This is a genomic window from Vreelandella lutescens, assembly GCF_014640815.1.
Lineage (GTDB): Bacteria > Pseudomonadota > Gammaproteobacteria > Pseudomonadales > Halomonadaceae > Vreelandella > Vreelandella lutescens.
Genome location: NZ_BMHM01000001.1, coordinates 690,306 through 702,983 on the forward strand (window position 1 = coordinate 690,306; position 12,678 = coordinate 702,983).

General features: G+C 57.9%; 9 protein-coding genes. 7 read left to right on the top strand and 2 right to left on the bottom strand.

The window, feature by feature from the left end; all coding sequences use genetic code 11:
- Nucleotides 1-181: 181 nt before the first annotated feature.
- From IEW65_RS03205 to IEW65_RS03225, 5 genes are all read left to right on the top strand, one after another.
- On the top strand, nt 182-727 hold the full coding sequence (locus IEW65_RS03205) for a hemerythrin domain-containing protein (RefSeq protein WP_188638058.1): 546 nt from the start codon (nt 182-184) through the stop codon (nt 725-727).
- Between the two features lie 164 nt (nt 728-891).
- Nucleotides 892-1,689: a glutamate racemase gene (gene murI / locus IEW65_RS03210; RefSeq protein WP_188638059.1), complete on the top strand. Its 798-nt coding sequence runs from the start codon at nt 892-894 to the stop codon at nt 1,687-1,689.
- A 57-nt stretch (nt 1,690-1,746) separates the two neighbouring features.
- A complete protein-coding gene (gene trmA, locus IEW65_RS03215) occupies nt 1,747-2,874 on the top strand; it encodes a tRNA (uridine(54)-C5)-methyltransferase TrmA (RefSeq protein WP_188638060.1) in 1,128 nt (375 codons plus the stop codon).
- A gap of 177 nt (nt 2,875-3,051) precedes the next feature.
- A complete protein-coding gene (locus IEW65_RS03220; RefSeq protein WP_188638061.1) occupies nt 3,052-7,875 on the top strand; it encodes an NAD-glutamate dehydrogenase in 4,824 nt (1,607 codons plus the stop codon).
- A gap of 155 nt (nt 7,876-8,030) precedes the next feature.
- Entirely contained in the window at nt 8,031-9,047 is a 1,017-nt protein-coding gene (locus IEW65_RS03225; RefSeq protein ID WP_188638062.1) for a quinone-dependent dihydroorotate dehydrogenase, read from the top strand.
- A gap of 103 nt (nt 9,048-9,150) precedes the next feature.
- On the opposite strand, the gene rmf is transcribed toward IEW65_RS03225, so the two are convergent.
- Nucleotides 9,151-9,360, bottom strand: coding sequence for a ribosome modulation factor (gene rmf / locus IEW65_RS03230; RefSeq protein ID WP_009722578.1), 210 nt, complete (start codon nt 9,358-9,360; stop codon nt 9,151-9,153).
- Nucleotides 9,361-9,750: 390 nt separating this feature from the next.
- Between rmf and rlmKL the strand changes: the two genes are divergently transcribed.
- Nucleotides 9,751-11,961: a bifunctional 23S rRNA (guanine(2069)-N(7))-methyltransferase RlmK/23S rRNA (guanine(2445)-N(2))-methyltransferase RlmL gene (rlmKL, locus tag IEW65_RS03235; protein WP_188638063.1), complete on the top strand. Its 2,211-nt coding sequence runs from the start codon at nt 9,751-9,753 to the stop codon at nt 11,959-11,961.
- 34 nt (nt 11,962-11,995) lie between these two features.
- Nucleotides 11,996-12,331, top strand: coding sequence for a glutaredoxin family protein (locus tag IEW65_RS03240; protein ID WP_188638064.1), 336 nt, complete (start codon nt 11,996-11,998; stop codon nt 12,329-12,331).
- Between the two features lie 34 nt (nt 12,332-12,365).
- On the opposite strand, the gene IEW65_RS03245 is transcribed toward IEW65_RS03240, so the two are convergent.
- The gene (locus IEW65_RS03245; protein ID WP_188638065.1) at nt 12,366-12,647 is read right to left on the bottom strand and encodes a WGR domain-containing protein; all 282 of its coding nucleotides are present in this window, start codon (nt 12,645-12,647) and stop codon (nt 12,366-12,368) included.
- Nucleotides 12,648-12,678 lie beyond the last annotated feature (31 nt).

Below are 12,678 nucleotides of genomic sequence, written 5' to 3' on the forward strand. Positions count from 1 at the left end.
TAGCGTAACGTCAGGCTACCTTTTGGCATAACCGTGAATAAGCGCCCGCTATGTTTTGATAATCTCAGAGGCGCATGGCAAGGATTAACGCTAGTGTAGTAGAACCCAGCTCATGATCGTGTGCCTAATGCTTACGTAGGGAGAAAGCAGCAGGCATGACACTTACAAAGGAGACGGCACGATGTTAAACCAATTGCGTCTAGATCATGCCAACATGGCGCGAATGCTCCATGTGCTGCAGTTAAAGCATAAAACCTTGGCCAGCGGTGAACGGCCCGACTTCAAACTAATGCGCGAGGTAGTGGACTACATTTTGTCCTACATGGATGGCTTTGCAACGCCCCTAGAGCGTATCTGCGTTGAGCGGTTGCAGGTTCAGGCACCCCAACAGCTTCCACTGATGGAGCAAATGGCCAGCGATTATCGCGAGCTAAAACCTCGTTTAATGCGCCTTTCCCACGATATCGACATGATCCTCATGGATAACATTCTCCCCATGGATCGTTTTGCCGAGGATTTAAAAGCGTATTTGGAAGCCCATCGCGGCTATTTACGCCATGAGCGAGAAGGACTCTTCCCTCTCATTGATCAGCACTTCAGCGCTGAAGACATGGAAGAGCTACGTCAAGCGCTGCCAGATGGAGCTGAAAAAGAGCTAGAGCGCCTACAGCTTGCCTACCCAGAGCTCTATGCCGAGCTATGCGGCGCTGAGGTTCCCGCCCTGTAACAACCCTTTCAAACGCAAAATCTTCAGAGCCTAACGGGGCGTGTTAAACTAGCGCCCCGTTTTTATGGGCAGCTGAACTGTCATGCCACTGCGTGATGGGTGCGGTAAATAGCGCGTTAATCAACGCAGGGTTTCAACAGGGCGGATTGCGTAGGTGAGGGGTAATGTCAGGGCCAATACTGATTTTTGATTCTGGCGTGGGCGGTCTATCCGTGGCACATGCGCTGCGTCAGCACTATCCCTCTGCGGCCCTATGCTACGCCTGCGACAACGCGTGGTTGCCTTATGGCCTGCGTGACGATGTCACGCTCGCACAGCGCATAGTGATGGTTTGCCAAGCCGCGGTGCAAGCCTGTGATGCCAGCGTGCTGGTGGTAGCCTGTAATACGGCGAGCACCCTGGCCCTTGAAGGCCTGCGCCAAGCGCTAACGATTCCGGTGATTGGCACGGTGCCAGCGATTAAACCCGCCGCGCTCATCAGCACCTCGCGTCATATTGGCCTGCTGGCCACCACCGCCACGGTTAACCGGCCCTACACCCAAACACTCATCGACAGTTTTGCCAGTGACTGTGTGGTCACCAAAATAGCCGCTGATGCGCTGGTCACTGAGGCGGAGGCTTGGCTGGCTGGCGTGCCGTTGAACGCACCGCGCATTCAGCAGGCGCTAGCACCGCTGTGGCAGGCAACTGAGCAGCGCCCCGCACTGGATACAGTGGTACTTGGCTGCACCCACTTTCCACTGCTGCAGCCGCTGTTGGCCACGCTTGCCCCAACGCCGCTTGCGTGGGTGGACTCCGGCGACGCTATTGCCCGTAGGGTAGGTCAAGTGGCCGTCAACCTAGTCAGCCGCGCTCAAGATGGACGTTGCTTCACCACAGCCCCTGCCCAAACGCTGACTGACGGGCTTGCCCGCTATGGTTTTAGCGCGCCACGGCCCCTTTTGCTGCCCAGCGTCTGCTAAGCAGTCGTTTTACAGAACATATTTTCCGCAATTCATAGTGAGTAATGAGGAGCCACCTTGGCGATCCCTACAGTAGACCCCGCACGCTACGACGAACAGCTGGCTGAGAAGCAAGCCTACGTAGAGAACACCTTTGCAGCGTTTGATACGCCTGCACTTGAAGTGTACCCCTCGCCCCCCAGTCATTATCGCCAGCGCTGCGAGTTTCGGATTTGGCATGAGGAGGACGACCTCTTTTATGCCATGTTTGAGGTCGACCCGGAAAACTCCAAAAACAAGCGAGTGATTCGCTTAGATCAGTTTCCGGTGGCCAGCGCCCACATCAATGAACTCATGCCCAAACTGCGCGACGCTTTTCTTGCCAGCGACGAGTTGCGCCGCCGCCTGTTCCAGGTGGAGTTTTTAACCACGCTCTCGGGGCAAGCACTGGTTACGCTGATTTATCACCGCCCGCTGGGCGACGCGTGGGAAGCCGAAGCCCGCGCCCTGGAAAAAGCCCTAGATATCATGATCATTGGTCGCTCGCGTAAGCAGCGCCTGGTGTTGACTCAGGATCACGTGTGGGAGCGGCTCACGGTGGATGGACGCACGCTGCACTACCAGCAGGTAGAAAACAGCTTTACCCAGCCCAACGCCCACATTTGCCAAACCATGCTGAGCTGGGCCAAAGAAGCCACGCAAGGCCGCCAAGCAGAAGATCTGGTGGAGCTTTACTGTGGCAACGGCAACTTCACGATTGCCTTGGCTGAGAACTTCCGCCGTGTGCTGGCCACCGAGATTTCACGTACCTCCGTTGCCAGCGCCAACGTTAACCTTGAAGCCAACGGCGTGACCAATGCCCACGTGGCGCGTATGTCGGCGGAAGAGTTTGCACTGGCGCTGAAAGGGGAAAAAGAGGGTCGCCGCGTGGCGGAAATGGCGTTAGACGAGTATGAATTTTCGACGGTGCTAGTCGACCCGCCCAGAGCAGGGCTAGACGAGCAAAGCTGCCATCAAATCAGCGAATACGCTCAAATCGTCTATATTTCATGCAACCCGGCCACGCTTGCCGAGAACCTAACGCTACTGACCAAGACCCACGACATTGAACGTTTTGCGCTATTTGATCAGTTCCCGTTTACTCACCACTGTGAGTGTGGCGTATTGCTGACCCGTCGGTCGCCACAAGTGGCCTCACAAAGCTGATACGCTGAACTTGTCAATAGTGCTTATGATGCACAAGCGGCATACACCATGAATAACCTGTCAGATGGTTAGGGTGGCGGTCCTGGGTAGCGTAAGCTAACAGGTAGAGTGGCCTAAAGGCCTATTGTCCTTCGTTTTTTTGGCCTATGTAGTGGCCCCAGGCAGTCGAGGTGATGGATGCATTACGTTGCGATTGAAGAGAGTCGGCGGGATCTTTTAAAGCAGCTACAAGAGCGATTGGAAGCGCGACTGGAGCCAGCACGGGCAGCCGCCATTGAAGCCTTTGCGCGCCACTTTTACGCCACGGTACCGGTGGAAGACCTGGTAGACCGTCGGTTGGACGACCTTTACGGCGCGACGCTGTCTATCTGGCAGTTTTTACAGCACCATGATGCCCAAAGCCCCAAAGTGCGTATTTTTAACCCGGACTTTGAAGAGCACGGCTGGCAGTCCACCCACACCTTTGTGGCCGTGCTGCACGAAGATATGCCGTTTTTGGTAGATTCCGTACGCATTGAGCTCAACCGTCGCGGTCTCACGGTTCACGCTATTCAAAACGCCGTCTTCGCTGTGGCGCGTGATCAGCAGCATCAGCTCAGCGCGCTGGCGTCCCCCAAAGATGAAAACGCGCCGGACGCCCGTGAATCGCTCATCGTGATTGAGGTAGACCGCCACACTGACGCCGAATCACTGGCGAAAATTGAGCGCAATCTTCACGAAGTGCTGCGTGATGTGCGCACCGCCGTCGGCGATTTTGACGCCATGTGCGGGCAAATTACCTCCGCCATTCAAGAGCTGGAAAAAAACTGCCCGCCGCAAATCGACCCGGATGACCACGAAGAAGCCATCGCGTTTCTGGAGTGGCTGCTGAAGGACAACTTCACCTTCCTAGGCTACGACGAGTACCTGCTGGAAGGTAACGAGCTGCAGCGCGACCCTAACAGCGTGCTGGGCGTGTTCCGGCTGGATCAGCCGCGCTACCGCGAGCGTATCCGCACCGAAGAGGGTATCGACGAGCACGACGACTACGTGCTGGTGCCGCAACTGCTCTCGTTTGCCAAAAGCGCCCACCACTCCCGCGTGCATCGCCCCACCTACCCGGACTACATCACCGTTGATCGCTACGACGATGATGGCAATGTGATCGGCGAGCGTCGCTTCTTTGGCCTGTTTACGGCCACGGTCTACAACGAGTCGCCGCGCAATATTCCGCTGCTGCGCCGCAAGCTCAAAGCCGTGATGGACATCGCTGGCTTTAACCCCCAGGGCCACAACGGCAAGCAGCTGCTGCAGGTGCTGGAAGTGTACCCCCGTGACGATCTGTTCCAGATCAGCACGGAATCCTTGGCCAGCACCTCGCTGGGTATCCTGAATATTCGCGAGCGCCGTCAGGTGCGCCTGTTTATTCGCGCGGATGTCAGCGGTAAGTTCTACTCCTGCTTGGTGTTTGTACCGCGTGATGTGTTCTCTACCGACCTGCGTCAGCGCATTCAGGGCATGCTGTGCGACGAGTTGGACGCCCATTTTGGTGACTTCAACACCTACTTGTCTGAGTCAGTGCTGGCGCGCATTCAGCTAATCCTGCGCTTCAACGGCGACGCCCCCAGCCAGTACGATCTAAAGCGCCTGGAGAGCAAGGTAGCCCGCTTAGCCCGCAGCTGGCGCGACGACCTGCAGGCGGCGATGATCGACGGCTTCGGCGAAGAGCGTGCGAACCACCTGATCGATCAGTTCCACGATGCGTTTTCAGCCAGCTACCGGGAAGATTTCAACGCCCGCACGGCGGTGTTCGATGTCCAGCATCTGCTGAATCTGGATAACGGCGACGATCTGTCGCTGTCGCTCTACCGCCCGCTGGAAGAGCAGGCGGGTGGCATGAACCTGAAGCTGTTCCACCGCGAGTCGCAAATTCCGCTCTCTGATGTGCTGCCGATGATGGAAAATCTCGGCCTGCGCGTGATTGGCGAGCGCCCCTACGATATCAATGCGCCGCAGCAGCGCTACTGGATTCACGACTTTGAGCTGGAACACAGCCGCGAAGGCGTCAACCTGAGCGAAATGCGTGACACCTTCAGCGAAGCGTTCAAGCGCATTTGGGCAGGCGAGGCCGATAACGACGCCTTTAACCGGCTGATTATCGGTGCTGGCCTGGACTGGCGCGAAGTCGCCATGCTGCGCGGCTATGCTCGCTATTTGAAGCAGATTCGCTTCGGCATGTCCCAGGACTATATCGCTGCGACGTTGGCTAACTACCCAGCCATTACTCAAACCCTGGTAGAGCTGTTCCGCTTACGTTTCGACCCGGCCCAGCAGCCCAGCAGCGTCGATGAGTGCCTTGCCAGCCTGAACGAGCATCTGGAAGGCGTTGCCAGTCTGAACGACGACCAGCTGCTGCGTCGCTTTATGGAGCTGATCCAAGCGACCCTGCGCACCAACTACTACCAGAAAACCGACGATGGCCGCTTTAAGGATTACATCTCCTACAAGCTTGAACCGTCGAAAGTAACGGGTATGCCTAAACCGCGCCCGGCGTTTGAGATATTTGTCTGCTCGCCGCGTGTCGAAGGCGTTCACCTGCGCGGTGGTAAAGTGGCGCGTGGTGGCCTGCGCTGGTCGGATCGTCTTGAAGATTTCCGTACCGAAGTGCTGGGCCTCGTCAAAGCGCAGCAGGTGAAAAATGCGGTCATCGTGCCGGTCGGTGCGAAGGGCGGCTTTGTGTGTAAACGCATGCCGGAAAATGCCGACCGCGAAACCCAGCAGAAAGAAGGCATCGCGTGCTACCAAATCTTCATTCGCGCGCTGCTGGATGTCACCGATAACCTCGTGGGTGGCGAGGTAGTACCGCCGCAAAACGTGGTGCGTCACGATGAAGATGACACCTACTTAGTGGTTGCCGCGGATAAAGGCACCGCGACCTTCTCCGATATCGCCAACGCGATTTCCGTAGAGTATGGCCACTGGCTGGGCGACGCCTTTGCCTCAGGCGGCGCAAACGGCTACGACCATAAGAAGATGGCGATTACGGCCCGCGGTGCCTGGGAATCCGTGAAGCGTCACTTCAAAAATCTGGACGTGAATACCCAAGAAGACCTGTTCACCGTAGTGGGTGTGGGTGATATGGCGGGTGACGTGTTCGGTAACGGCATGCTGCTCTCCGACAAGATCCAGCTGGTCGGTGCGTTTAACCACATGCACATCTTTGTCGACCCGAACCCCGATGCGGCTGCGGCCTTTGCCGAGCGTAAGCGCTTGTTTGATCTTCCGCGTTCTAGCTGGGAAGACTACAGCAGCGAGCTGATCTCCCAGGGCGGCGGTGTCTTTAACCGTAGCGCTAAGTCGATCACCATCACGCCAGAAATGCAGCAGGTGTTTGGTATCGAAGAAGCCCGCCTGTCGCCCAACGATCTGATTCGCGCCATGCTCAAGGCGAAGGTAGATCTCATTTGGAACGGCGGTATCGGCACCTACGTGAAAAGCTCTGAAGAGACCGACGCGGACGTGGGCGATAAAGCCAACGACGCGCTGCGCATTAACGGTAAGGAGCTTAACTGCCGCGTGGTCGGCGAGGGCGGCAACCTGGGCCTGACCCAGCGTGGCCGGATGGAGGCCGCTGCCAATGGCGTGCGTGTTTACACCGACTTTATCGATAACGCAGGCGGCGTGAACTGCTCTGACCACGAGGTCAATATCAAGATCTTGATCGATGAAGTGGTCAAGCGTGGCGATATGACCGACAAGCAGCGCAACCAGCTGCTGGCCGACATGACCGAAGAGGTCGCCGACCTGGTCATTCTGGATAACTACCGTCAGACCCAGGCGCTGGATCTATCGGAAATCCTGTCTCACCATGGCATGGGGCCGTTCCGCCGCTTTATCAGCGAGCTGGAGTCTGCCGGTCAAATCGACCGCGAGCTGGAGTTCCTGCCTGCCGATGACGTGCTGAAAGAGCGTGCCAGCAACAACCAGGGCATGCATCTGCCGGAGCTGTCGGTACTGATCTCCTACGCCAAGAGCACCCTGAAGGGCGATCTGATCAACTCCGACGTGCCGGATGATCTCTATATTCACCGTCACCTGGAGCGCCTGTTCCCAGCCGTGCTCACCGAGCGCTATCAGACCGAGATGTACGACCACCGCCTGAAGCGGGAAATTGTGGCAACGCAGGTGGCTAACGACCTCGTTGATCACATGGGGATCGTGTTCGTACGCCGCTTGATGGATTCAACCGGTGCTGGCCGAGCCGACATTGCCCGCGCTTATGTGGTGGCCCGGGATGCCTTCAACCTGACCGATTTGTGGGCGCAGATCGAGGCGCTGGATAACCAAGTGCCCAGTCGCGTGCAGTACTCCATGATGCTGGACCTGATGCGCATGATTCGTCGTGCAACGCGCTGGTTCCTGCGTCAGCATCTGGGATTAACGACCCAAGATACCATCGAGTACTTCGGCCCGCGCTTGGCGCAGCTGCAAGAGAGTATTGGCGAGCTGCTGAGCGGTGAAGAGCAGGCGGCATGGCGCAAGCGCTGCGACGAGCTGCAAGCTGCAGGTGTGCCAGAAGCACTGGCTGCCACCGTGGCTGCGGCACCGAGCCTCTACGCTGGGTTGGGCATTATTCAAGCGGCACGCATCACCAACGAGAAGCCCCAGCGGGTCGCCGAGGTGTTCTACGAAATCGGCAGCCGCCTGGAGCTTCCTTGGATGATCCAGCAGGTCACGCACCTGGAAGTGCGCGACTCCTGGCAGGCCCAGGCACGGGAAACCTTCCGCGATGATATCGACCGCCAGCAGCTGGCGCTGACGACAAGCGTCCTGAAGCTGGAGGCGGGCAGCCGCGACACCCAGGAGCGGGTGGCCCAGTGGTTGGAGCAGCACGCTGAGCTGCACCGCCGCTGGTGCCGCTTGATCGACGAAGTGCGTGGCGGAAGTGAAGGCGGATTCGCACTGTTTGCCGTCGCGGTTCGTGAGCTGGTCGATCTAGCGGAGAGCGATAGCGAAGCATAAGCCCTGACGGGGTCTATGAGAAAAGCAGCGTTCTAGGCGAAAAGCCGCGCCCTGGGAGACCAGGGCGCGGCTTTTTTCATCCTGCGAAGCGGGGGCGATGTGCGCTATACTGCGCCCGCCCCGCACTTTGCCCACCGTTCAGGAGAGTCTCGCTGATGTACCCAATTGCCCGCTCACTGCTGTTTCGCCTAGATCCGGAAACGACCCATGGCATGGCGCTGAACGCGCTGGACGCGCTGCACAAGGTGGGCGGCATTAAGCGCGTGTACGGCGAGCCGGTGAGTGACCCTGTCGAACTCATGGGGCTGCGTTTTCCTAACCGGGTCGGGCTGGCTGCCGGACTGGATAAAAACGCCGACCACCTCGATGCCCTAGGCGAGCTAGGGTTTGGCTTTGTAGAAGTGGGCACTGTGACCCCTAAAGCACAGCCGGGTAATCCTAAGCCTCGCTTATTCCGCCTAGCCGGGCACGAGGCGATCATCAACCGCTTTGGGTTTAACAACAAAGGGGTGGAGCATCTTGTTGCCCAGGTTAAAAAGCGTCACTACAACGGCATTGTGGGCATCAATATCGGCAAAAACTTAACCACCTCGGTTGAGCATGCGCTGGATGATTATCTGGCCTGCCTCAACGCGGTGCACGGCGCGGCGGACTATATTGCGGTGAATATCTCCTCACCCAACACGCCAGGGCTGCGTACGCTGCAGTTTGGCGAACAGTTAGACGCGCTGTTAGGCCCCATTCGTGCTCAAAGCCGCAAGCTGGATGCCCAAGCAGGCCGCAACGTGCCGCTGCTGGTCAAAATTGCGCCGGACATGAGCGAAGAGGAAGTGGCGTTAGTGGCAGGCAGCATTGCCCGTAACGAGCTGGATGGCGTGATTGCCACCAATACCACCGTTTCCCGCGAGGCCGTGAGCGATGACCCCCAGGCTCAAGAAGCGGGCGGGCTTTCCGGCAAGCCGGTGTTTGAAGCATCCAATACGGTGATTCGTCTGCTGCGCTCGCATCTTCCCACGCTGCCGATTATCGGGGTAGGCGGTATTGATAGCGGTGAAGCGGCGAAGACGAAAATAGCTGCCGGGGCTGATCTGGTACAGCTGTATTCAGGCTTGATCTACCAAGGTCCAGCACTGGTGCGGCAGTGTGCCAACGCGCTAAAGCAGGGTAACTGAGCGGCAAGCTGAGACGGTAAGTGGAAACGTTACGTCGAAGCAATAAAAAGCCCGCTTGGCAGCGGGCTCCGTTCTCCAAATGTTTAAGTAAAAGGTAAACTAACTAGGTCATGACCATGGGGTTTTTGTGGATACCGGAAACGCCGGTCATCCCATCCCATTGATCGCCGCGACCTTCACGCCAACCACTCATCCAATATTCGCGTAAATTGACATCTTGACTGGGACAATCATCACGAGAGCGACCCGTAATGCCCGCTTTATAGCCGTGAACATAAGCCCGTTGGAAGCGATCACGTTTTTGTCGTTTCATTGGCTAACCTCTTTGCATGAAAGCCTTTAATAAGAAACAGGGTACAAGGCAACGTGGTATAAGCATGCCCATAAGGCGCGCTTCACCGACAGTGGCCAACTCTGCTTCGAGAGGTGACTTCAAGTTCAAGAGAGAGTTGCTGCCTCAGCGCTAATGCCTAGCACTCACGTGCTGAACGGGCGAAGCGGCAAACTCAAACAAGCCATAGGTCGTTACCGGTGTCGTGTAACATGCACAATAATGACCTAGACAAGCAACGCATGCGTTTTTAGTAGCTACCCTCTTATTGTTAGACCATGATGGGGTCACTTGTCGACCATCAAATTGTCATAAGACGTAAACTCATTTGCCATATATAGGAATAACGCGCGGTTACGCGCGGCGATCACCATGACCGAGCTGAGCCAAACTGCACCGCTAAACCTCCTGGCGACCTGCCCTAAAGGCATAGAAGGCCTGCTGGCGGATGAACTGACAGCCCTGGGTGCCGAACCGGGTAAAACCACTGTGGCGGGGGTCTATTTTTCTGCCGACCAAGCCACTGCCTACCGAGTATGTTTATGGTCCCGCTTAGCAAACCGCGTTATTTTGCTATTGGCGCGTGAAGCGATGATCGAGACCGCAGAGCAGGTGCGCGATGTGGTTGCACGCATCTCCTGGAGCCAGCACCTTGCCCCCGGTAAGACGCTGGCCGTGGATTTTCATGGCCGCAGCGACCACATCCGCCATACGCGGTTTGGCGCGCAGACGGTGAAAGATGGCGTGGTGGATGCGCTTCAGCTGGCTGGTCAAGAACGGCCCAATGTCGATACCAAAACCCCTGACCTGCGTCTGTATGCCCACCTGCACCGGGCTAACCTGAGCCTGGGGATTGATCTCTCCGGTGAGAGCCTGCACCGCCGTGGCTACCGCCGCGATGTGGGCCACGCGCCGCTTAAAGAGAACTTGGCGGCAGCGCTGCTGGTGCGGGCAGGCTGGCCGGAGCGGGCTAAAGCGGGCGAGCCACTAATTGACCCGCTATGCGGTGCGGGTACGCTGTTGATTGAAGCGGCGCTGATGGCCGCCGACCAAGCCCCTAACCTGAACCGCGAGCGGTTTGGCTTCCACGGCTGGGCAGGCCATCAAGACGCCGTGTGGAGTGAATTAAAACGCGAAGCTGAAGCACGCGCCTCGATTGGTCGCAAACGCTGCAAAACGGAACTGCTGGGCTTTGATCAAAGCCCAGCAGCGCTGACTGCCGCGAAATCTAACGCCATGCGGGCGGGCATCCCTGCGCTGATAACGCTTCACGGCCAGAGCCTTGCCCAGCTGACCCGGCCAGAGGCCCTGACCGCCGAGCAGGGGCTATTGATCACCAACCCGCCCTACGGCGAGCGCTTGGGTGAGCTGCCTGAACTGGTGCGGCTTTACGCCCAGCTCGGTGAAAAAGCCAAGGCGCTGTTCCCCGGCTGGACGCTGGCGATGTTTACCGGCAACCCGGATCTTGGCCATCGCCTAGGCCTACGTGCCCACAAGCAGTACGCGCTGAAAAACGGCGCGCTGGATGCCAAACTGCTGCTGATGGAGATTGGCAGTGCCCGCCCTGCGCCCCAGCAGAGCGGTGAGCCGTCAGAAGCGGGCATGGCGCATCAGGAAAACAGTACTGCAAAACCGGCGGTGTCGGAAAATGCGCAGATGTTTGCCAATCGTCTAGCAAAAAACCTGAAACGCCTGAAAAAATGGCTGAAGCAGAGCGGTGAGACCTGCTACCGCATTTACGATGCCGATATGCCGGAATACGCGCTGGCGGTGGATCGTTACGGCGACCGCGTGCATGTTCAGGAGTACGCCGCGCCCAGCTCTATTAATCCGGCGCAGGCGCAAAAACGGCTGTTTGATGCCCTGGAAGTGCTGCCCGAGGCGCTGGGGGTCGACCCCAGCAAGATTTACGTCAAACGCCGTGAGCGCCAAACCGGTACTGCCCAGTACCAAAAGCGCGAAGCCAGCGGCGAGCGTTTTGAAGTGCAGGAGGGCAGTGCACGGCTATGGGTCAACCTGCGCGATTACTTGGATACTGGCCTGTTTCTGGATCACCGTCCGGTACGCCGAATGCTGGGCGAGATGGCCAGCGGCAAACGCTTCCTCAATCTGTTCTGCTACACCGCAACGGCCACCGTGCAAGCCGCCCTAGGCGGGGCCAGCGACAGCGTTAGCGTGGATATGTCCAACACCTACTTAGAGTGGGCGCGGGACAACTTTGCGCTCAACAAGCTCGACCCCAGGCTTCACCGCGTGGTGCGCGATGACTGCTTCCGCTGGCTGGAAACCGCCAACGCGCAGTTTGATTTGATCTTTATGGACCCGCCAACCTTCTCGAACTCGAAGAAGATGCGCGACACGCTGGATGTGCAGCGCGACCACCCGCGCTTAGTGGAACTGGCCATGGCCCGCCTGGCCCCCGGCGGTACGCTGGTGTTCTCCAACAACCAGCGGCGCTTTAAGCTGGATGAAGCGCTGAGCGAGCGCTACGCGGTAGAGGAGATCACCACGCGCACCTTCGACCCGGATTTCCAGCGGCGCACCAATCTGCACCACGTGTTTTTGCTGCGCCACACGTCATGATCTACTCCTCCTGAGCCGATAAAGAGCAAGGGCGATGATTGAACTATCGATTTATACGACGCTAGGGTGCCATCTATGCGCCCAGCTAGAGGTACTGGTGGCTACGCTTGCCAATCAAGAGGTGAAGCTGCACCACATCGAGATCAGCGACGACGATGCGTTGGTGGAGCAATACGGTACGCGGATTCCGGTGCTGGTGGATGCAAGCAACGTTGAGCTGGATCGAGGCTTCGATGTGGCGCGTTTAAGCCACTGGCTGAAGGAACGAGGCTGGTTGGATGAGGCGGCGCTTGCCGCGCTCACCACGCCGCCAGAAAAAACGCCCCCCGTGGGCGCGCATCAACGTAACGGGCGGCGCTTCTTAGGCTAATGAAGCGGGGCGAGTCAGTCTAAAGGGTGAAGCGTCAGAGCGCGTCTAATAGCGACAGCTGGCGCATCGCTTCTTGGCCTTCCGGCGTGTGGTCGGCGGCTTCCAGCACCTTGCGGAACCCGCGGGAGGATTGAATCGTGGTTTCATCCTCCAGCCACATTTGTGCTTGCTCCAGGCTATCCGCCAACTGGTGCTTCAACCCGCCAAACTGGGTGCCGATTTGCCCCCAGGCGCGGCTGAAAATCCAGTCGCCGAACATATCCTGGTGAATATGCACCAACACATAGTCATGGTCGGTTTCCCAGCGTACGATCACACCCATCTCCTTAACGACTTCTTGATCATGC

Bases quoted from the DNA above. Each gene is read 5' to 3' on its own strand.
- IEW65_RS03240 (WP_188638064.1), top strand. From the start codon at position 11,996: ATGATTGAACTATCGATTTATACGACGCTAGGGTGCCATCTATGCGCC.
- IEW65_RS03205 (WP_188638058.1), top strand. From the start codon at position 182: ATGTTAAACCAATTGCGTCTAGATCATGCCAACATGGCGCGAATGCTC.
- IEW65_RS03225 (WP_188638062.1), top strand. From the start codon at position 8,031: ATGTACCCAATTGCCCGCTCACTGCTGTTTCGCCTAGATCCGGAAACG.
- rlmKL (WP_188638063.1), top strand. From the start codon at position 9,751: ATGACCGAGCTGAGCCAAACTGCACCGCTAAACCTCCTGGCGACCTGC.
- murI (WP_188638059.1), top strand. From the start codon at position 892: ATGTCAGGGCCAATACTGATTTTTGATTCTGGCGTGGGCGGTCTATCC.
- rmf (WP_009722578.1), bottom strand. From the start codon at position 9,360: ATGAAACGACAAAAACGTGATCGCTTCCAACGGGCTTATGTTCACGGC.
- IEW65_RS03220 (WP_188638061.1), top strand. From the start codon at position 3,052: ATGCATTACGTTGCGATTGAAGAGAGTCGGCGGGATCTTTTAAAGCAG.